Source organism: Streptomyces sp. Pv4-95 (assembly GCF_045782725.1).
GTDB lineage: Bacteria > Actinomycetota > Actinomycetes > Streptomycetales > Streptomycetaceae > Streptomyces.
The window spans coordinates 3889484-3913477 of record NZ_CP127172.1; the positions used below are offsets into that span (position 1 = coordinate 3889484).

Below are 23994 nucleotides of genomic sequence, written 5' to 3' on the forward strand. Positions count from 1 at the left end.
CTTATGTCACAGGTAGGTTGGATTTCGTGACGTCGTAAGCGCAGAGGGTGGATGCCGGGCATTCCCGGTACACCTATCGCCTGCGTTTGTCTTCCACGGCCCGGTCGGCGCTGGAAGCGGAGTGGGGTCGGTGCCGGTGGTTATGGAACGAGTGCGTGGCCCGGTCGAAGAAGGCGCATACCAGCGGCGAGAGTTGCGGTCCGGCCGCGCTGGACAAGATGCTGACTCAGGCGCGTGCCCGCACGCCGTGGCTGCGTGAAGGCTCCTCCGTCCCGCAGCAGCAACTCATCCGCGACTTCGCGAAGTCGCGCGCCAAGGCGCTCAAGGACATCAAGGCCCGGTCGCCGATGCGGCAACGCGCCGGGATGCCCCGGTACAAGAAGAAGCACACCGCCCACCCCACTCTGAACTTCACCCGGCGCGGCTTCCGGCTGAAAGACGGCCGTTTGCACTTGGCGGGCGGGATCGTTCTGACGGTGGTGTGGTCTCGGGTACTGCGCGCCGATCCGTCGTCGGTGCGGGTGTACCAGGACAGCATCGGACATTGGTATTGCTCCTTCGTCGTTACGTCCTTGGTCGAGCCGCTGCCCGAAACGGGCCGCGTGATCGGTATCGACTGGGGCGTGCGGGAGACGGCGACCACCACATCCGACACCCACGACCTCCCGCATGCCCAGCACGGCAAAAGGGCCGCGCAGAAGCTGGCCCGCTACCAGCGGATGATGTCCCGGCGAAGGCCGAAGAAAGGGCAGCGCGGGTCGAATGGCTACCAGCGGGCCAAGAAACTGACGGCGAAGCTGCACAAGAAAGTGGCCCGTCAGCGACAGGACACCGCCCGCAAGTGGGCCAAGACCGTGGTCCGCGACCACGACGCCTTGGCGGTCGAAGACTTCCGTCCGAAGTTTCTCGCCAAGACCACCATGGCCCGAAAGGCGGGTGACGCTGCCATCGGTTCGACCAAGCACGCGCTTGTCGAAATGTGCCGCAAGCACGGCCGTGAGCTGCATCTCGTCCACCCCGCACACACCACGATGGACTGCGCACAGTGCGGAGCAAGAGCCAAGCACGCACTACCTCTCTCAGAACGAACCTATGCCTGCACCGCGTGCGGAGCCGTATCCCCCAGGGATAAGAACTCGGCCCACGTGATGCTCGCCCGGGCTGGTCTCAACCCGGCTGGTGCTGATCGTGTAAGACCTGCGCGCTCCCGGGCCGCAGGCAACGTGAGCCAGGAATCCCCCTCCCTCACGAGGGGGAGGAATCAAGCAAAGAACGTACAAGACCCAGCAGGCGTGCATCGCGCAGTCTCGAAGCATGAGAAACAGGAACGAAACCGAGGCCGGAACGGACGTGGGGACGGGGGCCGGCACCGAGGCCGAGGCCGGGGTCACGGTCGGCGCTGAGACCGGGGCCGGTGCGAGGGAGGCGAAGGCGCCCGTGCGCTTCGACTCCAAGATCGCTGTTCTGCTGCGCGACGACCTGGCGACCTGGCAGCGGCTGAACGTGACCTCCTTCCTGGTCAGCGGGCTCGGCACGGCGTCACCCGAGGTCATCGGCGAGCCCTACCGGGACGCCGACGGCACCTCGTATCTGCCGATGTTCCGCCAGCCCGTGCTGGTCTTCGAGGGGTCGAAGGAGACGATGACCGCCGCGCACAGCCGGGCGCTCTCCCGCTCACTGCTGTGCGCCGTGTTCACGTCGGATCTCTTCGCCACGGGCAATGACCGGGACAACCGGGCGGCGGTGGAAGCCGTGGGCAAGGACCAGCTCGACCTGGTGGGCCTGGTCGTCCACGGGCCGCGCAACGCGGTGGACAAGGTCCTCAAGGGCGCACGGATGCACCCCTGAACGACGCGGCTCGACAACGCGCGGACCGGAACCTCGACCCCGGTGTCTACCGCGTGCGCGACAGGGCCTCTCTCGTGTCCTGGGAGCGTTGTCCGGGGATGCCGGCGAGGCGGGTTTCCATGCGGGTGCGGCGTTCGTCGGCCTGGGCTGCGAGGTCGAGGGCGGCCTGGTTGAAGCGGACCGGCGAGGGCGGGTCGGAGGGGCCCAGCAGATGGGTCTTGAGCGCGGCACGCTCGGGGGCGAGGGTGTCGTGCTCGGGGTCGCGGACCGCGTCCAGGAGGGCGGGGACGCCGTCGGCGTCGGGGGTGAGGATGGTGGCCGCGCGGACGGTGGGGAAATGCGCGCGGAAGTCGTCCTCGCTCATGCCGGTGGTGTTGGCCACCGCGTAGGGCTTCTCACTGCTGAGGTAGTCCGACACGACGCTGGAGACATCACTGATCAGCACATCGGCCTGGTTGAAGCAGGTGAAGATCGCCGGACGCGCGGTGGTGATGATGCGGTGCTCCCACTGCGGGAAAGACGCCCAGTAGGCCCCCTCCCACGCGGTGACGGCATCGGCCACCGCCGCCGCACGCCCCTCCTGCGGAGTGCCCTGCAACCGCATCCGCTCCAGCTCATCCGCGCTACGACGGAACGCCGACGTCGTCAGCGCATTGAGCTCCTCGGTACGCAGCGCCAGCTCGGCAGCGGTCTCCGGCCCCGGCAGGGCACCACTGCGGCGGGCATTGGCCTCGGCGATCATGGCCTGGATCCGGGCATTGGCCGCACCGGCCCGCGGATCGACCGAACCCGTCATCGGATGCGGCTTGTACAGCAGCCGCACACCCTCATCGGCCAGCAACGCCCGCACGATGTTCTCACCGGCCAGAATCACCGACGTGTTGCCGGGATTGCCGTCCCAGCCCTCCCACGTCGGCGCATACAACACCGAGGTGTACCGCCCGCTCGGCGGACCCTGATAGGGCTCGATCGGCGCCAGCTGAGGCCGCCCGACCTCCACCACATCCTTGTCCTCGACACCGATATCGGCCAGCTGATAGCGCTCACGAGCAGCCGGACCGGCCACCCACACCTCGTCATACGCCTTCGCATACGGATTGCACGACGACAGCTTGTCGCTCTCCCCGTGATTGGTGAACGCATGCTTGATCGACGGAATCCGCAGGATCTGCGACGTCTTCCCCGAATTCGCCGGATGCAGCAGCACCTTCAGCGTCGTGTGCTCCAACCGCATCAGATGCGCGACCTTCGGCAGACACACGATCGGAATGTCCGTCGCATCGATCTTCTGCACCATGAACCGCTCACGCAGCACAATGATCGGCTTACCGTCCAGACCGGCCAGCGTCCCCAGCCACATATTCGCCTGATACGCCGACGACGAACCCCCGGAGAAATACATCCCCACCGTCGGCTCATACGCAGCCAGCCACTCATCCAGCCACACAAGCGCCCGCTGCTCACTCATCACACGGTGCTTGGGCAGCAGCCACGTGCCCAGGTAGAGGGTGCCGCCCGCGGACAGCACCAGCGACACCGTCAGACCGATACCGCCCCAGTAGGCGTCGGTCGTGATCGCGGTCAGCATCATGCCCAGCGTGCTCGGCACCGAAAACCGCAACAGCCGACGACCCGTCTGCCGCGACAGGATCCGCGGCGGCGCATCCGACAGACCCAACGCCGACGCATCGATGTTCCGCGTCACAAACGGCAGACTCCGCGTCCTGCGCACCAGCACCGCCACCGCCTGACACACGAAATGCGTCCCGTAGAAGAGAAGGAACGCGATCAGTATCAGGGCCTGGCCGGGCAGGAGATCGAGGATGCCGGCCCGCAGAAGTCCGACCAGCGTCAGCATGTCCCGCAGCAGCTGCCGCGTCGTCACCTCGACCGCGATCTTGTCGCGGGGCACGGTGACCCCGTCCACCTGTTCCTGCCGGTAGAGGTCGACCGCCAGGCCCGCCACCGCAGTGCAGACCAGCAGCGCGATGTGCGGAAGCAGCGCCGCGAAGGACTGGGTGACGAACAGCGCCGGGAGCAACAGCGGGGCTGCACGCTGCGCGGCTCGGTGCAGAGCGGATCCGGCGGACGACACGTGGCGGGCTCCAAGCGGGAGACGTCGGGTGGGGTCGGGGAACCACACCAGGCGAGGGACACGGCGGGAATGCGATGCGGCATGAGCCGGCAGAACCAAGGTGACGCGGATGAAGCGGGATATTACTGGCTTCCACTGTGGGCCGCGCCGTGCCTGCACGAATGGCCCGGCGCGCACCACGAATCCTCGCCCACGGTCCCCGCCGGCAGGTCCGTTGTCCACAGCCGGACGACAGTGGTCGGAAAAGTTCGGACGGGCTGGGGATGAGGCCGCGAAGCCGATCGGGAAGGGTGATGAACCGTGCCGCACGGCCACTCCACGGCCCTCAGCCGGCGGCTCCCGCCCCCGGATAACGGCGGCTCCCGCAGCCGCCCGGGAAACCGGCACCCCGGACAACGAAGCACCGCTACGCGAACGCGTCCCCCACCCACTCCCGCACTGACAGCGTGCCGCCGCTCGCCAGGTCGACGCGGGCGTGGAAGTCGCGACTGATGCGGTCCAGGACCGCTCCCAGCCATGCGGAGTCCTCTCCCGAGGCGTGCCGCAGCCGCATCCGCCGGGCCTGCAGCGGGATGATCCGCAACTCGTGGAGCCGGCCGGTGGCGGGCTCCACGGAGACGAGATACAGCGGCCGCAGGTCGTCCCGGTAGTGCTCGTAGCCGGTGATGCCCTCGTAGTCGTCGATGAAGTCGCCGCACCCGTGAAGCACCGGCTTCCCCCGGTAGATCTCCAGGGGGCGCGGGTGGTGCGAGGAGTGCCCGTGCACGACGTCCACGCCGCCGTCGATCAGGGCATGTGCGAAGCGCACCTGGTCACGGGGGACGTCGTAGCCCCAGTTGGAGCCCCAGTGGACGGAGGCCACCACGACATCGCCCGGTCGCTTCACCTGGCGTACCCGGCCGACCACCTCGGCCGCGGCGCTCTGCGACGGCTCGGGCACGACGTAGACCCCTGACCGCTCCCCCGTCGCGGCCCACTCGTTCGGGATGCCACTGGACGGCATCCCGAACGAGAACACCACGACCCGGCGGCCGCCCTCGACGGGAACGATCGCGGGGCGTCGCGCCTCCGAGGCGTCCGCGCCCGCCCCTGCCGTCCGCAGCCCCGCGCCCGCCAGGGTGCCGAGCGTTTCCGCCAGGCCGCGACGGCCGAAGTCGAGGACGTGATTGTTGGCCAGGGCGCAGACGTCGGGGCGGGCGGCCGCCAGGCAGGGGACGTTCGCGGGGTTCATGCGGTAGTGGACTTCTTTGCCGGCGGCGAAGTCGTCGTTCTGCGTGACGCCGGTCTCCAGGTTGACCACGCGGACGTCCGGCGCGGCGTCGTCGAGCACCGCCAGCGCGTCGCCCCACGGCCAGGAGAAGTCCGCCGGACGAGGAACGACCCCGTTCGCCGCCTCCGCCAGCTCGACATACGCCCGGGCGTCCCGGATGTAGCCCTCCCGCAACGCCGGGTCGCCGGGATACGGGAGGATCTGGTCGACGCCGCGGCCGAGCATCACATCGCCGCAGAGGAACATCGTGACCACGTCACTGCCCACTCCTCCAGATTACGGCCGGAGGGCCGGGCACTCCGGGGCATGCGCCCCAGCCAGCCTGCCTCCTCGGTGGACCTGGCCGCCTTCCGCCGCGACGCAAACGGCCCGGGCCCCCTCAGGGACCCGGGCCGCCGGCGGTACTTGCTACTTGGCGCCGTCGGTCTCCACGCGCCAGGTGACCGGCTGCCCGCTCTCACCATGTCCCTGGAAGACGACCGCCACCGGGGGCTCGCCCTTGGCCAGCATGTGGATGGAGCACTCGGTCACGGTCGCGCCGGGCTTGACCATGTCGTCGGGCGTGGCCTCGGGGCACTGGCTCACCCCGGGACCGCCGATGTCGATCAGCACCATCTTCCGCGACTCCTGGCCGGCGGCGGTCCGCAGCACCACGCCGTCGTTCATGCTCGGAAGCACGTCGTGCTTGCCGGTGTTCTTGTACTGCATGGTCACGTAGTACGGGATGAGCTTCTTCTCGTCCGCGTCCAGGTCGAACCGGCTGAGATCGGCGATCGAGCCCGCGCGCACGCCCTTGGGCGTGATGTGCAGGGACACGGGGTGCTTGTCGCTGTCCTCCGTGGCGGAGTCCGCGGACCTGCCCGCGGGCAGAATCCCGGTGGCCCCGCCCCCCTTGCCGCCGCCGACCTGCCACAGCAGCGTCTCGCTCTCCGCGTCCTTGTAGGAGACGGTCGCCGGCTGCTGGTCCTTGCCCAGCATGAAGATCTGGCAGACGGTGGTGGTCGCGCCGGCGGCCAGCTTCTCCGCACCGCTCTCGCGGCACGCGGCGGGCAGCCCCGAGCCGGTGGCCATCGGGTTGCTCTGGAAGAGCGAGATCTGCTCGGCCGGGCGGCCGTCCGCCCCGTTGATCGAGAAGTTCCTCGCCGGGTCCACTCCGCTCACCGTGGTCTTGCCGGTGTTGGTGTAGGAGAAGGTGAGGTAGTACGGCACCATCCCCTTCAGGTCGTCGTCCAGCCTGATGTGCACGAGGTCGGATTCCGCACCGCGGGCCAGCCGCGTGGGCGTGATCCGCAGGGGGTGGACCTTGTCGTCGGTGCCCGTCCAGGTCGCCGGGTGAGGAGCGGTCTTCATGGGCAGCGGCTTGGCGGCGGCCACGGCAGCGGACGCGCCCGGCGACACCTTCTTCTGGTCCGAGCCCGCGCATCCCACCGCCAGCAGCAGGATCGCGCTCATACCCGCGGCACCGGCCAGACGTCTGCGCATCCGCATGGAAACCCCCGTGATTCTCTGCCGCGTGAGCCTCCACCCGGCAGTTGTCAGCGGCGCCCGCGAAGCGGACACCGGTCGGCCCTTCCGGCCGGAACGGTCGGAAGAGTAGCCGCCCCGGAGTACGCCGTGGGCGGCGGCCCCCGGACGGACGGGCCCGGCACCGGGCCGCTGTCCGCCTGCGCCCGCCTCGGCACGCGGTCCGTCCGGCCTTCAGCGCAGCCGCGTCGCCTTCAGCGAGTACATCAGCGGGATGCGGGGGCGGTCGGCGGGGAGGCGGTAGTAGCCGTCGCCCGCACGGCGCAGCGCGGCGAAGCGCTGGAACATCGTCATGTCGTGTTCGTGCAGGAACTCGATGTGCAGACCGGCGCCGGCCAGGGCCGAGACGACATCGCCGAGCGGGTGCTGCCATTCGATGCTGCGGTTGTGGACCGTGGGCGCGTCGAAGTCCGTGTAGCTGCCGGGGGTTTCGTCCACCCAGGCGTCCCGGTTGAAGTAGTCGTACGTGACGCGCGAGGCGGTTTCGTCGTCCAGGACATCGCTCAGCGGGTGGAACTCGGCGAGGTAGAGGAAGCCACCGGGAGCGACGAGTGCGGCGGCGGTCTCGGCCCAGCGGACCAGATCCGGGAGCCAGTTCAGGGCCCCTATACCGGTGTAGACGATGTCGTAGGACGAGTCGGGGACGGCTTCGGCGGCGTCGTAGACGTCCGCGGCGACGAACGACGCGCGGTCCTGGCCGTAGCCGAGTTCGGCGGCCGGCTCCCGCGCGGCCTCGATGGCCGGTTCGGAGAAGTCCAGGCCCACGACCTGTGCCGCGCCGCGGTGCGCCCAGGACAGCGTGTCCTGCCCGAAGTGGCACTGGAGGTGAAGGAGGCTGCGGCCGGTGACATCGCCGACCTCCGCGATCTCGAAGTCGCGGATCACGTCCCGGGCCCGGCGGAAGGCGGCCCGGTCGTAATAATCGCTCGCGGTGTGGAGGGGGACCCGTTCGTCCCACCTCGCGCGGTTGGTCTCGCGCCAGTCGTCGGGGCCGTTGGGACTTCGCATGCGGCGAAGTTATCCACAGCCTGATGGCCGCGCCAACGCTCTTGCGGCGCACGGCGCAGAATGGGCCCATGACTGACGAGACCCAAGGCACTGACCAGGCAAACGATCCGCACCACCGCCCCGACCCCGCGGCTTCCGCCGGGCCCTCCGACGCCGCCGGCGCGACCACGTCCACCGAGGCCGTGCCGGATTGGGAGAAGAGGTTCCGAGCACCGCGGATCGGACTGCCGGACTGGGCGGAGGACGCTCCGGACCGTTCCTTGTTCGTCTCGAACGCCACCGGCACCTTCGAGCTCTACGCCTGGGACCGTGCGACGGGTGGGCAGCGGCAGGCCACGGACCGTCCGAACGGCACCACGGACGGCACCCTCTCCCCTGACGGCGAGTGGATCTGGTGGTTCTCCGACACCGACGGCGACGAGTTCGGTGTCTGGATGCGGCAGCCGTTCGCGGGCGGCGCGGACGAGCCGGCGGCTCCGGGTCTTGCCGCCGCCTATCCGGCGGGGCTGGCGATCGGCCGGGACGGCACCGCGGTCGTCGGACGCTCCACGGACGACGAGGGCTCGACGGTCCATGTCGTACGGCCGGGGCAGCCGGCGGTGGAGATCTACCGCCACCGCGAGTCCGCGGGCGTCGGCGACCTCTCGCACGACGGCTCGCTGATCGCGATCGAGCACACCGAGCACGGCGACGCGATGCACTCCGCGATCCGCGTCGTGCGGGCGGACGGCTCGACGGTCGCGGAGCTGGACGACACCAACGGCGGGACCGAGGAGCTGGGCCTGTCGGTGATGGGCTTCGCGCCGGTGGACGGCGACGCCCGGCTGCTGGTGGGGCACCAGCGACGGGGCCGCTGGGAGCCGATGATCTGGGATCCGGTGACGGGCGTGGAGACGTCCCTGGAGATCGACCTGCCCGGCGATGTGGGCGCCGACTGGTATCCGGACGGCTCGGCGCTCCTGGTGGAGCACGAGTACCACGCCCGCAGCGAGCTGTGGCGCTACGAGCTGGGTGCGCCGGGCCGCGGCGCCGGTGCGGCCGCTGCCGAGGGCCGGGCACTGACACGGGTCGAGACCCCCGCCGGCACCGTGTCCGGTGCCACCGCCCGGCCCGACGGCACGGTGGAGTTCCTGTGGTCCTCGGCGGCGCAGCCCCCCGAGGTGCGCTCGACGAGCGGCAAGGTCGTGCTGGATCCGCCCGGTATGAAGGCCCCCGGGTCGGTTCCGGTGACCGATGCCTGGGTGGAGGGTCCCGGCGGCCGGATCCACGCGCTGGTGCAGAAGCCCGAGGGCGCCGGGCCTTTCCCCACGGTGTTCGACATCCACGGCGGGCCGACGTGGCACGACAGCGACGCGTTCGCCTCGTCGCCTGCGGCGTGGGTGGACCACGGCTTCGCGGTCGTCCGCGTCAACTACCGCGGCTCGACCGGCTACGGCCGCGCCTGGACGGATGCGTTGAAGCACCGGGTCGGGCTGATCGAGCTGGAGGACATCGCCGCGGTCCGCGAGTGGGCGGTGGAGTCCGGGCTGGCCGATCCGGAGCGCCTGGTGCTCGCGGGCGGATCGTGGGGCGGCTATCTGACGCTGCTGGGGCTGGGCATGCAGCCGGAGGCGTGGGCGGTGGGCCTGGCGGCGGTGCCCGTCGCCGACTACGTCACGGCCTACAACGACGAGATGGAAGCCCTCAAGGCGATGGACCGGACCCTGCTGGGCGGGACGCCGGAGGAGGTCCCGGAGCGCTTCGAGGCGTCGTCACCGCTGACGTATGTCGACGCGGTGCGGGCCCCGGTCTACCTCTCCGCCGGGGTCAACGATCCGCGCTGCCCCATTCAGCAGGTGGAGAACTACGTCCAGCGGCTGGAGCAGCGTCGCCACCCCCACGAGGTCTACCGCTACGACGCCGGGCACGGCTCGCTCGTCGTGGAGGAGCGCATCAAGCAGGTGCGCCTGGAGCTCGACTTCGCACGGCGTTACGTGGGCGGCAAGGCGAAGTGACGGGGGGACTGCGGAGGCAGTGATCTGCCGGGGGGGGGGAGTGAGAGGTGGAGCGAGGTGACGGGCTGACCGGACGGTTCCGGACCGTGTCCGCGAAGTGCAGCGGCGGGCGTGCCCGGCCAGTGGGCCGGGCGGGGCTCCGCGGACCGGTCTAGGACCCGCCAGGGGCGGCGGGTGCGGGCTCCGGCTCCGCGCCCGCGTCCTCCTCCGGCAGGATGCCCAGCGCCGCGTCCTTGGCGGTCTCGGCCTCCCGGCGGAAGAGCCGGAACCACATGAAGACGACGAAGCCCGCGAAGACGAACCACTCGCCGGTGTAGCCGAGGTTCTGGAAGGCCTTCAGGTCCAGCCCGCTGCCCTCCACCGCCACCGGCGGAACGGCGCGCAGCGGGGCCTGGGCGTCCGCGAGCGTGATCCACGCGTCGTAGACCTCGTACGGCACGATATTGACCAGCGACGCCGCGCTGATCATGCCGAGCTGTCCGCGCGGCAGGCCGCCGTCGGCCCGCACACCGTCGGTCCCCTGGTGCTCGGACGCCTGGAGCGCTCCGGTCACCGTCACCTCGCCCTTCGGCGGCCCGGGCACCTTGGCCGTATCGGCCTTGGAGTTCGCGTCGCCGGGCAGCCAGCCGCGTACGACCGGGAGGGCCTTGCCGCTGTCGGTGCGCAGCATGGTCAGGACGTAGAAGCCCTGCTGCCGGCCCTGCTTGTCCTCCAAGGTGCGGTCGGGGACGAGCAGTTGATGGCCGGTGTCGTAGCGACCACGGGTGCTTGCCTGCCGGCCGGAGGTGACCTTGTCCACCGGCAGCAGGTCGTCCAAGGGACGTGCGGCCGCTGCCTTGGCGTCGGCGGAGCGGTTCTCCTGCTGGTGGTGGGTGTCGACCCGGCCCTCGAAGCGGCTCAGCTGCCAGCTGCCCATGAAGATGCAGAAGGGAATCGCCAGTACGGCGAAGACGTTGATCCCCCACCACCGCGGGGTCAGCAGGAACCGGTACACACCACCACGGTACGGGGCCCGCACGGAGGGGCCGCACCGCCCCCTCCACGGAACGGCCCCGTCCGTGAGGACCAGGGCGGCCCGATCGCTACTCCGCCGCCAGCGCCTCGGTGCGGTAGACCGTCCCGGCGCACGCCTCGGGGATCTTGGTGTCGGCCGCCGCCGGCTCACCGGCCTCCGGCGTATGGCTGAGCACGACGGCGCCGGTCGCGCTCCCGCCGTCGCCGGTCCCGTCTTCCCCGCCCGCCTGGCCACCGTCACCCGTTGCCGACGTCGAGGTCTCCGGCGAGCCTCCCGGACCGTCGGAGGGGTCGGGGGTCGGCGAAGGGCCGGGGTTGACGCATCCCGTCGTGCCGCCGCCACCCTCGGGGATCCAGGCGAACTTGACCTCGTATGCCTCGCCCGGCTTGAGAACAAGCTGGTCAGGGGTGGTGGCCGGATCGGGCAGGCCGGTCGCGGCGTCGCCGGAGGTGTGGTCGACCACGTGGATGTTCTCGGGATTGGTGGAGCCCTGCGCGATCAGCCCGACGCTGCCGCCGCCCTCGACCGAACAGGCGGTGCCGGAGGTGTTGACCACGCGGAACGCGCCGTAGACACGGCCCTCGGAGTCCGCCGGGCCGGTCGTGCCGGTGCCCTGGCCGAGCTGTTCGCGGCCGCAGACCGGCGAGGTGACGTCCATCGTCTCGTCCGGGGCGGGGGCTCCGGCGCCTCCGCCGTGCCCCGCGCCGGTCCCCTCCGCCGCCTTGCCCTTGCCGCCCTGCTTGCTCTCGCCGACCGCCCTGCCGTCCTTGCCGTTCGCCTGCGAGTCGGCCTGCTCGGTGCCCTCGCCGTGCGCGCCACCGGTGCTGCCCTGGGTCTGCCGGCTGCTCGCGGCGTTGGCGGGGCGGTCTTCTGAGCCGTCCTGGGAGGTGGCGACATGGATCATGGCGGGGATCGCTGTGCCGCCGAGCAGAAGCGCGGCGGCAGCGCCCACGACGACGTGCCGGCGACGCTGACGGCGGGCCGGCACGGCACGCCGCAGCTGTTCCAGGGCATCCGGCGCAGGCTGCAGATCGCCGACGCGGGAGTGCAGCAGGCGCCTCAGCTCGTCCTCGCCGCCGAGACCGCCACCGGTCTCCGGACCGTCGCCCCTCCCGCCGCCGAAGCCACCACGATCGTGGCCGGAGTGGTCCCGGCCCGCGCCATCGGTCACCGCGTCCCGCCCACCGTCACGGTCGGCAGCGCGACTGTCGGTGTCACGATGGTCGAGGGCACGGCCCTCAGGATCACGAGCGCCGAAGTCACCGCGGTCGGCGTCCCTGCTGTGGACATCACCGTGGTCGACGTCACCATGACCGAGGTCACCGAGGTCAGCGCCCCGGGCACTCCCAACACCGCGCCCCGCGGCATCACTTGCCGCAGCCGCGCCACGGCTCCCGGCCTCGCCGACGCCTCCCTTGCGCGCCGGGCCTCCGACAGCGATGTCCTCGCCCGCTCCGGCGGCCTGCCGCCCGCTCTCCGGATCCGGCGTGCCGCCCTGGCCGGAATGCGCCTCTCGCGCCAGGTAGAGCCCACGCACCTCACCGCGCGGACCCGTCGCCCGCGCACCTGGACCGCTCACGCCGCCCGGTCCGAGCCTCTTCCTCACACCACGTGCCTCACGAGCTTCCCGGGCCTGCTGAGCCTCGGGGGCCCCGCCGGTTCCGCGTACCGCGTGCAGCCCTCGGCTCCCTCGCGGAGCGAACGCCTCACCACGTCGGAACGGATCGTGCGGGTCGTACGGGCCGAACGTCTTGCCACTCATGCTGGAGCCTCCATCGCGACGCGGAGCGCCGCGATGCCACGCGACCCGTACGCCTTGACCGAGCCGAGCGATATGCCCAGCGTCTCGGCGACCTGCGCCTCGGTCATGTCGGCGAAATAGCGCAGCACCAGTACTTCGCGCTGCCTGCGCTGCAACCCGCGCATCGCCTTGATCAGTTGGTCCCGCTCCAGCAGGTCGTACGCGCCTTCCTCGGCGCTCGCCATGTCGGGCATCGGCTTGGACAGCAGCTTCAGCCCGAGGATGCGGCGGCGCAGCGCGGAGCGCGAGAGGTTGACGACCGTCTGCCGGAGATAGGCGAGGGTCTTCTCCGGGTCACGCACCCGTCCGCGGGCGGAGTGCACGCGGATGAACGCTTCCTGGACGACGTCCTCGCACGAGGCGGTGTCATCCAGGAGCAGCGCGGCGAGACCGAGGAGGGAACGGTAGTGCGCGCGGTAGGTCTCGGTCAGATGGTCGACTGTTGTGCCCGCTGCCATCGCGTCGTCAGTGTCCCCACGCTGAGAAGGAAGCTGCGCGGGACCCGCGGTGGGCCAGGGGGCGATCACTGGCATGCCCCCGGACACACGGGAGCGCGGCGGGCGCACTGTCGCGCCTGCTGTCCCCCCTGGGGCGATGGTGAATCCGAGTACCTCTGCCACGCCTGTTGGACACGCTTCCCCCCACAAGGGTTGTACGCGCAAGACACCGTCTTTGACGATGCGTCAAATGCCCTCATGCGTACCAGCTCTTCCTCAATGCACCATTTATCCCGACGCATTCACCCCGTCGCCGGGGGCCCCACACAGGCCCGCGGACGCACCGAGCCACCTATGGAGGGGCGGCCACAAAGACGCTCCCCACCCAACTGCCGGTTGCAGTACGGCGGGGAGCGAATGGTCGAACAGATCGTCAGCCCAGATCAAGCGGTTGGGACCAACAATGTGCTCACAGGATCTTCACACGGTGCACAAAGTATCTCCTACGCGGCCCGGCCCGCGACGGCCAATCCCGCCAAGTCGCCCGCGGAATCGCTATCCGCGCAGCTCGCCGGCGACCAGCTCGCCGATCTGTGCCGTGTTCAGCGCCGCGCCCTTGCGCAGGTTGTCCCCGCACACGAACAGCTCCAGCGCCCGCGGATCGTCCAGCGACCGCCGCACCCGCCCGACCCAGGTCGGGTCCGTGCCGACGACATCGGAAGGAGTGGGGTACTCGCCCTCGGCCGGGTCGTCGCTGAGCACCACACCGGGCGCCGCGGCGAGGATCTCGTGCGCGCCCGCGACGGTGACCTCGTTCTCGAACCGCGCGTGCACGGCGAGCGAGTGGGTGGTGATGACCGGCACCCGTACACAGGTGACGCTGACCGGCAGGTCCGGCAGCCCGAGGATCTTGCGGGACTCGTTACGGACCTTGAGCTCCTCGGAGGACCAGCCGTCCTCCTGGAGCGAGCCGGCCCACGGCACGACGTTGAGCGCTATCGGGTCCGGGAAGGGCCCCAGCGTGTCGCCGACCGCCCGCCGCACATCGCCCGGCTTGGTGCCCAGGTCCGTGCCGGACACCGCGGAGAGCTGCGCCCGCAGCGTGTCCACGCCGGCCTTCCCCGCTCCCGATACGGCCTGGTAGGAGGAGACGACCAGCCCGCTCAGTCCGTACTCGGCGTGCAGCGCACCGAGCGCCACGATCATCGAGAGGGTCGTGCAGTTCGGGTTGGCGATGATCCCGCGAGGGCGCAGCCGCGCGGCGTGCGCGTTGACCTCGGGCACCACGAGGGGCACGTCCGGATCCATCCGGAACGAACCCGAGTTGTCCACGACCACCGCGCCCTTGGACACCGCGACCGGTGCCCACTGCGCGGAGACGTCGTCCGGGACATCGAACATCGCGACGTCGATGCCGTCGAAGGCATCCTCGGCGAGTGCGATGACCTCGGTCTCCTCGCCCCGCACGGTCAGCTTGCGGCCGGCCGAGCGGGGAGAGGCGATCAGCCGGATCTCGCCCCAGATGTCGGCCCGCTCGGACAGGATGCCGAGCAGGACCGAGCCGACGGCACCGGTGGCACCGACGACGGCGAGATGCGGCTTACGGGCCGTACGGGCGTCCGCCCCCGCGATGACGGCGTGGGACGGACGGCCCGCCTCGGCCGGAATCATCGTCCGGTGCCGCCATAGACCACGGCCTCGTCGGTCTCACTGTCGAGACCGAAGGCGGTGTGGACGGCCTGCACGGCCTCGTTGACGTCATCGGCGCGGGTGACGACCGAGATACGGATCTCGGAGGTCGAGATGAGCTCGATGTTCACACCCGCGTTGGACAGCGCCTCGAAGAACGTCGCCGTGACACCGGGATTGGTCTTCATCCCGGCGCCGACCAGCGAGATCTTGGCGATCTGGTCGTCGTAGCGCAGCGAGTCGAAACCGACCGCCGCACGGGTCTTCTCCAGGGCGGCGACGGCCTTGCGGCCCTCCGCCTTGGGGAGGGTGAACGAGATGTCGGTCAGGCCCGTGGACGCGGCCGACACGTTCTGGACGACCATGTCGATGTTGACCTCGGAGTCCGCGATCGCACGGAAGATGCGCGCGGCCTCGCCCGGCTTGTCCGGAACTCCGACGACCGTGACCTTCGCCTCGGAGGTGTCGTGTGCGACGCCCGAGATGATCGCCTGCTCCATCGGCTGGTCCCCTTGCGGTTCGTTGCTGACCCACGTGCCCTTGAGCCCCGAGAAGGAGGAGCGGACGTGGATCGGGATGTTGTATCGACGTGCGTACTCGACGCAACGGTGCAGCAGCACCTTGGAGCCGGAACTGGCCAGCTCCAGCATGTCCTCGAAGGAGATCCAGTCGATCTTCCGGGCCTTCTTCACGACCCGCGGGTCAGCGGTGAAGACGCCGTCGACATCGGTGTAGATCTCACAGACATCGGCGTTCAGGGCGGCCGCCAGCGCGACGGCGGTCGTGTCCGACCCGCCTCGCCCCAGCGTCGTGATGTCCTTCTTGTCCTGGGACACACCCTGGAAGCCGGCGACGATGGCGATATTGCCCTCGTCGACCGAGGTCTTGATGCGGCCCGGCGTGACATCGATGATCCGTGCCTTGTTGTGCACGGAATCGGTGATGACGCCGGCCTGGCTGCCGGTGAAGGACTGCGCCTCATGGCCGAGGTTTTTGATCGCCATCGCCAGCAGGGCCATGGAGATCCGCTCTCCGGCGGTCAGCAGCATGTCGAACTCGCGCCCCGACGGAATCGGGGACACTTCCTGAGCGAGATCGATCAGCTCGTCCGTCGTGTCGCCCATCGCCGAAACCACCACGACAACCTGGTTGCCGTTCTTCTTGGCTTCGACGACTCGCTTGGCAACGCGCTTGATGCCCTCGGCATCCGCAACGGATGAGCCGCCGTACTTCTGCACGACAAGGCCCACGTGCGCTCCTCGCAACTGTCTCATCGGGAGTTTCCTCCCGGACCCCCGGAAATGGGGGTACTGCGGTCGGCTCAGTCTACCGAGCAAGCGGAACCCGCCCCGCGAATACCACATCCTGAGACACGAAACTCATCGCTCGATCGCTGATTTCTCAGCCACCGGGCGCGATGATCGCCATGCCCCAGGGGCGGGATTCGCGCGGCGCACCGTTGCGCCTGCCCGGCGAGCACATGCCCGCTCCGGGCAGGAACACACGGAAACGTAACCCAGCTCACATACGCCCGTAACGCAGGTCACACGCCATGCGACACGCCGCGGTCGAGGCGGCGGGCCATCCGAACGCCCTGTCCAGGCCACCGGCCGGACCTGTCCGGGCCACCGCCGATCCGGCCTCGCGCCGCCGGATCCCGGGCCCACCGGGCCCTTCCTGGCAGCGCCTGCCCGAGGCACCCCGCCCTATGCAGCCTGCCGTGCCGCCGTATGGCGGACGTCGCGCAGCCGAACCCTGGCGCGGTCCGCCGACCGCGGCTCACACCCGCCGCAGCCCCAGCGGTCCCGCGATCTCCGCCGCCATGACCTTGCCGGCCTCCTCCGCGAGCCGGTCCTCGCCACCGTCGTCGCTGTCCGTGTCCAGACCGTTCAGCTCGTCCAGCGGCTGGTCGAGGCGTACGTGGGCGACCAGCGACTGCAGCGCGCGCAGTGCGGCCGAGGCGGTCGGGCCCCAGTTGGAGAGGTAGGAGAACTGCCACCACCAGAGGGCCTCGCTGACCCGGCCCGCGCGGTAGTGCGCCAGCCCGTGCCGGAGGTCGGTGACGATGTCGGCGAGGTCATCGGAGACCCGGCAGGGCACCGGCTCACTGCGCGGCACGTAGGGGTCGAAGACCTCGGAGTACACATCCACCGGGTCGAGCAGCGTGGCGAACCGCTCCCGCAGATCGTCGACGTCCGGCTCCGGGCCGCTGTCCGGCTCGTACCGCTCGTCGGGAACGATGTCCTCGTGGGCACCCAGCCGGCCGCCCGTGAGCAGCAGCTGGGAGATCTCCAGCAACAGGAACGGCACCGCACTGTCCGGCTCGTCGCCCTTGGCGACCTCCGTCACCGCGACGATGAAGCTCTCGATCGAGTCGGAGATCGATACGGCGAAATCATCCGGGTTCTGCGTCGCGTTGTGCAGCGTGGCATCAGACATCGAGAAGTCTCCTCCCTTCGAAGGCCCGCCCGAGCGTGACCTCGTCCGCATACTCCAGGTCGCCTCCGACCGGCAGTCCGCTGGCCAGTCGCGTCACTCTCAGCCCCATGGGTTTGATCATGCGGGCCAGATAGGTGGCCGTGGCCTCGCCCTCCAGATTCGGGTCGGTGGCCAGGATCAGCTCGGTGACGGTGCCGTCCGCCAGCCTGGCCAGCAGTTCCCTGATCCGCAGGTCGTCGGGGCCGACGCCCTCGATCGGGCTGATCGCCCCACCCAGCACGTGGTAGCGACCGCGGAACTCACGCGTCCGCTCGATCGCCACGACGTCCTTGGGCTCTTCCACCACACAGATGACCGCCGGATCGCGTCGCGGGTCCAGGCAGACCCGGCACTGCTCCTCCTGCGCGACATTGCCGCACACGCTGCAGAACCGGACCTTCGCCTTGACCTCCATCAACGCGTTGGCAAGCCGGCGGACATCGGTCGGCTCGGCCTGAAGAATGTGAAAGGCGATCCGCTGCGCGCTCTTGGGACCGACGCCGGGCAGCCTGCCCAACTCGTCGATCAGATCCTGAACCACGCCTTCATACACGGAGCGTCTTCTCTCTCTTCTGCCGTACTGCGTACGCTAGTTGGCTACTCCTCAGAAAGGGAGACCGGGGATTCCACTGCCGCCGCCCAGACCCTGGGCGAGCGGGCCGAGCTTCTGCTGCTGAAGCTGCTGGGCGCTCGCGTTCGCGTCGCGGACCGCGGCGAGCACGAGGTCGGCGATGGTCTCGGCGTTCTCCTCCGCCGAGCCGGCCTCCGGGTCGACCGCCTTGGGGTCGATGACCAGGCCCTGCAGTTCGCCTGAGCCGGTCACCGTCGCCTTGACCAGGCCGCCACCCGCGGAGCCCTCGACGGGCGTCTCCGCGAGTTCCTGCTGGGCGGCCGCGAGATCCTGCTGCATCTTCTGGGCCTGCTGAAGCAGCTGCTGCATATTGGGCTGACCACCGGGGATCACGACGTGACTCCTGCCATACGACAACTATTTGATGCGGTAGCCCGAGCCTACGTGTTTCAGGGGCGGCGCGCCCTACGCCGTACGGAGGAGCACGGATGTACGTCTGATCCGCCCACTGCCCCCGCGACACCGCCGATTCGCGGCAATCCGGGCGTACGGGGCGGGGCCACCGAAGAGTGACCCGGGGCGAGCCGATCCATGGGCGGCATGTTCATGGCACATGGCCTGGTCGTCGGCCCGCTCAGCTCCGAGGGAGCCGAGCCCGGCCCACGCTTCTGCCCGCGGATCGGTCCGCGGGCCGGTGGCCGCTCTGCCCGCTCACTCGTTGTTGTTGAACTCCTCAACCACCGTCGCGCCCAGTTCGCGCATGATCAGGTCGTGGCCGCTGAGCGCGGAGTCGACGAGATCGGGGTCGTCCTCGGCCGGCATGTCGTACTCGATGGACATCGGGGGCTCCGGCGCGTACGACTGCTCCGGCGCGGAAGCGTTCTGACCGCCCCCGGAAGCCTGCGTGGAGACGGCCTCCCGGGCCATCCGGGCACCCTGGCTGCCGCCTCCGGAGCCGCCCGGGCCACCCGAGCCGCCCGAGCCGCCGGCCTGCCCGAACTGCCCACCGGACGCCTCGGGCGCCGGGGGGCTCTGCTGCGGAGGTTGCTGAGGCGCGGGCTGCTGGGGCGCGGCGGGCGCGCCACCGTAGCCGCCGCCGAAACCGCCGCCACCGCTCCGCGGGGCGCCGCCGGCCGGTGGGTTCGTACCGCCCGAGGGGTCGACGATCGCCTCGACGCGCCACTGCACCTGGAACTTCTCGGCCAGTACCTCCTTGAGCACGTCCTCGCTCCCGCCGTTGGCGAAGCTGTCACGCGCCCCGGCGTTGGGAAAGCCGATCTGGAGGGTCGTGCCGTCGAAACCGGAGACCTGGGCGTTCTGGCTCAGGAGGATCCAGGTGAATCGCCGACGACCCTTCACCGCGTCCAGGATGTCCGGCCACATCTGCCGCACCTGCGCGGCGCCCTGCGCGCTCCCCGGCGGTGGCCCGCCCTGCGCAGGCTGCTGCCCGGGGCCGGGCTGCGAAGGCTGCGAGGGCCCGGCCGCGGCAGGTGGCCCGGCGGGCGCGCCGCCCTGCGGCCCCTGGCTTCCCTGTCCCTGGCTTCCCTGTCCCTGGCCGCCCTGTCCGGGGGCAACCGCCGAGGGCCAGCCGCCGGGCTGCCGAGCCCCGCCACCGGTGGCGGCTCCGCCGCTCCCCGGCCACGCGCCGGGCCGAGCCGCAGCACCCTCGTCACCAACAGGCCCGTCCGCCCCACCGGGACCACCAGGACCACCAGGACCGGCCTCACCGCCCGGGGCGCTCGCACCGCCGGGTGCGGATCCACTCCCCGGCCACGCGCCGGGCCGAGTGGGCGCACCCCCGCGCTCACCGCCCTGCGGACCGGATTCCTGACCGCCCTGCGGCCCGCCCGGAGAACCCGCCTCCGTCTGCGGACCGCCCTGCGACGCGCCGTGCTGCCCTGCCTGCGGCCCGGCGGAACCGGCACCGCCGTCGGCCCGCTGATGCTCCACGCCCCCACCGGGCGGCGTCCCCTCGGGTGCCCCCGATACAGCCTGTCCGGACGGGCCGGTCGCTCCTGGCCCTCCGCCGACAGCTCCGCGCACCGCGGCGCGCGCGGCCGCCGGACCGGAGGGCCCTGCGGGCGGTGCCACCGGATGCGCCTCGGGACCGGGTACGTAGCCGGCGGCGGGCCCGCCACCGGAAGAGACCACCGGCGCGCCGGCTCCGCCCCCGCCCATGGTGCCGCCCGGTGCGGCGCCGCCCACGCCCCGCTCCAGACGGTCCAGCCGCGCCTGCACAGACCGCTCGTCGTCGTACGCCGCAGGCAGCAGCACCCGGGCGCAGATCAGCTCCAGCTGCAACCGCGGCGACGTCGCCCCGCGCATCTCCGTCAGACCCGTGTTGACCAGATCGGCGGCCCGGCTCAGCTCCGCCGCGCCGAAAACGGAGGCCTGCGCGGTCATCCGCTCCACGACATCGGCCGGGGCGTCGATCAGCCCCTTCTCCCCCGCGTCCGGCACGGCCGCCAGGATCACCAGATCCCGCAGCCGCTCCAGGAGGTCCGCGACGAAACGCCGCGGATCGTTGCCGCCCTCGATGACCCGGTCCACGACCTCGAAGGCCGCCGCCCCGTCGCCCGAGGCGAACGCCTCCACGATCGAGTCCAGCAGCGAGCCGTCCGTGTAGCCCAGGAGCGCCGTCGCCATGGCGTATGTCACACCGTCGTCGCCCGCGCCGGCGAGGAGCTGGTCCATCACGGACATCGAGTCACGCACCGACCCGGCACCCGCGCGCACCACCAGGGGCAGCACCCCGTCCTCGACGGGAGCCGACTCGCGGCCGCACACCTCCGCGAGGTACTCCCGCAGGGTCCCGGGCGGCACCAGCCGGAAGGGGTAGTGGTGCGTACGCGACCGGATCGTCCCGATGACCTTCTCTGGCTCGGTCGTGGCGAAGATGAACTTCAGGTGCTCCGGTGGCTCCTCGACGACCTTCAGCAGGGCGTTGAAGCCCGCCGAGGTGACCATGTGGGCCTCGTCGATGATGTAGATCTTGTAGCGGCTGCTCGCCGGGCCGAAGAACGCCTTCTCGCGCAGCTCACGGGCGTCGTCCACGCCACCGTGCGACGCCGCGTCGATCTCGATCACATCGATCGAGCCGCGGCCGTTGCGCGCGAGGTCCACACAGGACTGGCAGGTCCCGCACGGCGTGGGAGTGGGACCTTGCTCACAGTTGAGGCAGCGCGCCAGGATCCGCGCACTGGTCGTCTTGCCGCAGCCACGCGGCCCGCTGAACAGATACGCATGGTTGACGCGGTTGTTCCGCAGCGCCTGCTGCAGCGGATCGGTCACGTGCTCTTGCCCGATGACCTCGGCGAAGGTCTCGGGTCGGTAGCGGCGGTACAGCGCAAGGGACGACACGCATACGACGATATCGGCCCGCACCGACAACCGGCCCGGCCCCGCAAACGCAAGCGCCCCCCACGCACCCGCCAGAGCCGACCTACCCTTGCTGCCTTCCGGCCCTGGGGGAGTTCAGTCAGATAGCGCCACGTGAGGGGCTGCGCACCACAGTAGCGGATTCCCCGCCCGGGAAACGACCCCGCCCCCGCCCGGACCCCCTCGCGAACCCCCACCCGGATGCCGGCTCCGGATCATGTTCGCGAGCACTCCCCAACGTCTTGTATTGTTTGCGGCGGAGGATTCGCCTAGTGGCCTAGGGCGCACGCTTGGAAAGCGTGTTGGGGGCAACCCCTCACGAGTTCGAATCTCGTATCCTCCGCCCAGCCTCACCGGGCTGAACGAAGGCCCCGACCGGGAAACCGGCCGGGGCCTTCGTCGTTGTTGCCTGCGGTCGCGTGTCGGGAGAGCACCGGCGGTCCGCGCCTTTGGCGTTGGGGCATGGCGTAGGACACACCCTTGTGGGTTCGCGTGGGGGGCGGTCGGCGGGGTGTGGGGTGTTGCGGCGGTGAGCCTGGGGCGGCGCGAAGCGCGCGAAGCGGGGGGCGGGTTCGTCGCGTGTGTGCGGTGGATGAGTTGGATGCGTGGTGCCGTGCCGGCGGGCAGGTTCGGGGGCTTGGGGGTCGTTTTCGGGGCTTGTTGGTTTCTCGTTCGGGGGTTTGTGGGATCGGCCCGCCGGGCGTCGTCGTGAGCGCTACGGTGCAGTTCCGTGCGCAGGGAGTACACGTCGCGTCACGGATCGACATGTAGTGGCTGCCCGGGCGGGTGCGGGGGTGGCCGCTCGTTGGGGGGGACTGCATGCACGAGATGACCAAGGGCTCCAACATCGACCTGGCAGCCCTGAGCGAGGACGCCGGTGCCGTCGTCGTGAGCCTGAGCTGGAGCAGCGTGGCCGGCGAGGGGGACGCGGATGTGTCCGTCCTCCTGCTGGGCGCCGGCGGCAAGGTCCGCAGCGATGCCGATTTCTTCTTCTACAACAACCCCGCTTCCGCCGACGGCAGCGTGCAGTTGCTGGGCAAGACACCGAACGGCGCGGGAAGTGAGGACCGCATCAGCCTCGATCTGACCGCGGTGGCCCCCGACGTCGAACGCATCGTGCTGGCGGCGAGCCAGTACGGCGACTCCCGCTTCGGGGAACTGGACGACCTGCGCCTGACGCTCGCCGACCGGGCCGGAGAGGCCCTGCTCGGCTACTCCATCACCGAGGCGGGCGTGGAGAGCGCGTTCCTCTTCGGCGAGCTGTACCGGCGGGGCGACGGGTGGAAGTTCCGGGCGATCGGCCAGGGCTACGAGACCGGCCTGGCGGGTCTCGCCACGGACTTCGGCATCGATGTGGACGACGAGGGCGACGACGCCGGTGCGGAGTCCGTAGTGGCGGCGGAGCCCACGGGCGAAGCGCCGCAACCGGCCGTCGCCGAGCCGGTGGTGACGGTTCCGGCCCAATCGCGTACGGCACAGGAATCGCAAACGGCGCAGGAATCACCTAAGGCGCAGGCCGACGATGTTGCTCCGGCGCCGGCTCGTGCGCGGCGGCCCCGTACCGCCAAGAAGAAGGTCACTCTGCCCAAGGCGGAGAAGAAGTCGCTCGCGGAGAACGACAGTTGGAGTTCGGCCCGCCTCTTCCCCGCGGGGGCGCTGAAGAGCGACAAGGAGCGCGAGGGGCGGGCCACTTCCCTGCTGCTTTCCGTCATGGCCGAGGTGCCCGAATTCGGGCGGCGGCTGACCGCGGCCTTCGGCGCGCCGGCCGGCCGTATGCAGACCTTCACCGAGGTCGCCCTTCCCCACGGAGAGACCCCGAAGCGCCCGGACGGCGTGATCCGGGTGGAGCGTGCGGGCAAGCTGTGGACCGCCCTGGTCGAAGTGAAGACCAATGGGAACGCCCTCAGGTCGGAACAGGTCCAGAACTACATGGACATCGCCGCGCGCCGGGGCTACGAGGCGGTCATCACCCTCTCCAACGACGTTGCCCTGGAGGGCCGTCCGCTGGTGGAGGTCAAGACGGACGGCCGCCGCAAGCACAAGGTCGCTCTCTGGCACCTGTCGTGGGCCGAGGTGGCCCATCAGGCCCAGATGCTGATCCGTCACGAGGGCGTCGGCAACGCCGCGCACGCCTGGCTGCTTCAGGAACTCCTGCACTACCTCCAGCACGACAACTCGGGCTGCCACGGCTTCCAGAACATGGGCCCGGCCTGGGTGCCGGTGCGCAGGGGCATCGACACGGAGACGCTCTGCCGGGGTGACGGGCGCGCCGTCGAGGTCGTCGAGAGCTGGGAACGGCTCATCCGGCAGGTCTGCCTGCGGCTGGGTGGAGAACTCGGCCAGAAGGCACTGCCGGTGCAGCGGGGGCGGCGCAGCGCCGATCCGCATGCCCGGCGGACAGTGCTCGCCGACCGGCTGTGCGACGAGGGCCGGTTGACCGCCGAGCTGCGTATCGACGGCGCTCCCGGCGTGCTGGCGATCACCGCTGATCTGCGTACCGGGAAGTTGCGTACCTCGGTGGAGGTGGCCGCGCCCGAGGGCAGTTACCCGCTCACCTCGGTCAAGCGCCTGCTCCGGCTGCTGGCGGCGGCGCCCGCGGATCTGCATGTCGAGACCCTGGTCGAGTCCGGTAGCGGTCCGCGCGGCACCCTGGAGCGGCTGCGTCCGGAACCGGCCGACCTGCTTCCCAAGGAGGGGGCGCGGATCACCGGTTTCCGGCTGTCGCTGTTCAAGGGCATGGGCGCCACTCGCGGCAGCGCCGAGTCCGGGTTCATCCGGAGCGTCGACGAGGCCGTGGACCAGTTCCACGCGAGTGTCGTCGCGCATCTGCCCGCGGCGGAGCGGCGCCCCGCGCGCGAGGCCGCCGGCGTGGGCTGACGCGGCCGG

At 70.6% G+C, this 23994-nt stretch carries 16 protein-coding genes, 1 tRNA gene, 1 other RNA gene and 1 pseudogene; 5 read left to right on the plus strand and 14 right to left on the minus strand.

The features are described 5' to 3' along the window. Positions 1-47: 47 nt before the first annotated feature. A pseudogene (locus QOM21_RS17065) lies at positions 48-1199 on the plus strand (RNA-guided endonuclease InsQ/TnpB family protein); the annotation flags it as partial. A 115-nt stretch (positions 1200-1314) separates the two neighbouring features. Beyond that, a complete protein-coding gene (locus QOM21_RS17070; RefSeq protein WP_407551063.1) occupies positions 1315-1848 on the plus strand; it encodes a DUF2000 family protein in 534 nt (177 codons plus the stop codon). 46 nt (positions 1849-1894) lie between these two features. Here the strand turns inward: QOM21_RS17070 and QOM21_RS17075 are convergent, their stop codons facing one another. From QOM21_RS17075 to QOM21_RS17090, 4 genes are all read right to left on the minus strand, one after another. Then, positions 1895-3943, minus strand: a complete 2049-nt coding sequence (locus QOM21_RS17075; protein WP_407555705.1) for a hypothetical protein — start codon at positions 3941-3943, stop codon at positions 1895-1897. Between the two features lie 406 nt (positions 3944-4349). Further along, positions 4350-5480: a CapA family protein gene (locus QOM21_RS17080; RefSeq protein WP_407551064.1), complete on the minus strand. Its 1131-nt coding sequence runs from the start codon at positions 5478-5480 to the stop codon at positions 4350-4352. A gap of 141 nt (positions 5481-5621) precedes the next feature. Then, positions 5622-6701, minus strand: a complete 1080-nt coding sequence (locus tag QOM21_RS17085) for a hypothetical protein (RefSeq protein ID WP_407551066.1) — start codon at positions 6699-6701, stop codon at positions 5622-5624. Positions 6702-6911: 210 nt separating this feature from the next. Further along, the gene (locus QOM21_RS17090) at positions 6912-7745 is read right to left on the minus strand and encodes a class I SAM-dependent methyltransferase (RefSeq protein ID WP_407551068.1); all 834 of its coding nucleotides are present in this window, start codon (positions 7743-7745) and stop codon (positions 6912-6914) included. A 68-nt stretch (positions 7746-7813) separates the two neighbouring features. Here QOM21_RS17090 and QOM21_RS17095 point away from each other — a divergent pair, with 68 nt between their 5' ends. After that, the gene (locus QOM21_RS17095; RefSeq protein WP_407551070.1) at positions 7814-9739 is read left to right on the plus strand and encodes a S9 family peptidase; all 1926 of its coding nucleotides are present in this window, start codon (positions 7814-7816) and stop codon (positions 9737-9739) included. Between the two features lie 151 nt (positions 9740-9890). Here QOM21_RS17095 and QOM21_RS17100 read toward each other — a convergent pair whose 3' ends face one another. The 10 genes from QOM21_RS17100 to ffs all read right to left on the minus strand — a co-directional run bounded on the left by QOM21_RS17100 (position 9891) and on the right by ffs (position 21235). After that, complete coding sequence (locus QOM21_RS17100) at positions 9891-10733, minus strand: SURF1 family protein (RefSeq protein WP_407551072.1); 843 nt, start codon at positions 10731-10733, stop codon at positions 9891-9893. 88 nt (positions 10734-10821) lie between these two features. Continuing rightward, positions 10822-11658 carry a hypothetical protein gene (locus tag QOM21_RS17105; protein WP_407551074.1) on the minus strand — a complete coding sequence of 279 codons (837 nt, stop codon included), beginning with the start codon at positions 11656-11658 and terminating at the stop codon, positions 10822-10824. Positions 11659-12512: 854 nt separating this feature from the next. Further along, the gene (locus QOM21_RS17110) at positions 12513-13175 is read right to left on the minus strand and encodes a SigE family RNA polymerase sigma factor (protein ID WP_407551076.1); all 663 of its coding nucleotides are present in this window, start codon (positions 13173-13175) and stop codon (positions 12513-12515) included. Positions 13176-13547: 372 nt separating this feature from the next. Further along, positions 13548-14663 (minus strand): aspartate-semialdehyde dehydrogenase, encoded by a 1116-nt coding sequence (locus tag QOM21_RS17115; RefSeq protein ID WP_407551077.1) that lies wholly within the window; start codon positions 14661-14663, stop codon positions 13548-13550. Then, positions 14660-15931: an aspartate kinase gene (locus tag QOM21_RS17120; RefSeq protein ID WP_393893260.1), complete on the minus strand. Its 1272-nt coding sequence runs from the start codon at positions 15929-15931 to the stop codon at positions 14660-14662. The genes QOM21_RS17115 and QOM21_RS17120 overlap by 4 nt, the downstream gene beginning before the upstream one ends. A gap of 529 nt (positions 15932-16460) precedes the next feature. After that, a complete protein-coding gene (locus QOM21_RS17125; protein WP_393892868.1) occupies positions 16461-17120 on the minus strand; it encodes a DUF5063 domain-containing protein in 660 nt (219 codons plus the stop codon). Beyond that, entirely contained in the window at positions 17113-17712 is a 600-nt protein-coding gene (recR, locus tag QOM21_RS17130; protein ID WP_006604196.1) for a recombination mediator RecR, read from the minus strand. The genes QOM21_RS17125 and recR overlap by 8 nt, the downstream gene beginning before the upstream one ends. A 51-nt stretch (positions 17713-17763) precedes the next feature. Next, positions 17764-18123 (minus strand): YbaB/EbfC family nucleoid-associated protein, encoded by a 360-nt coding sequence (locus QOM21_RS17135; RefSeq protein ID WP_398560500.1) that lies wholly within the window; start codon positions 18121-18123, stop codon positions 17764-17766. A 318-nt stretch (positions 18124-18441) separates the two neighbouring features. Beyond that, entirely contained in the window at positions 18442-21090 is a 2649-nt protein-coding gene (locus tag QOM21_RS17140) for a DNA polymerase III subunit gamma and tau (RefSeq protein ID WP_407551081.1), read from the minus strand. Between the two features lie 46 nt (positions 21091-21136). Beyond that, positions 21137-21235, minus strand: an RNA gene (gene ffs, locus QOM21_RS17145) — signal recognition particle sRNA small type. Positions 21236-21366: 131 nt separating this feature from the next. On the opposite strand from ffs, the gene QOM21_RS17150 reads away from it, so the two are divergent. Both QOM21_RS17150 and QOM21_RS17155 read left to right on the plus strand, forming a co-directional pair. Then, positions 21367-21451, plus strand: a tRNA-Ser gene (locus QOM21_RS17150). 476 nt (positions 21452-21927) lie between these two features. Next, on the plus strand, positions 21928-23985 hold the full coding sequence (locus QOM21_RS17155) for a TerD family protein (RefSeq protein WP_407551083.1): 2058 nt from the start codon (positions 21928-21930) through the stop codon (positions 23983-23985). Positions 23986-23994 lie beyond the last annotated feature (9 nt).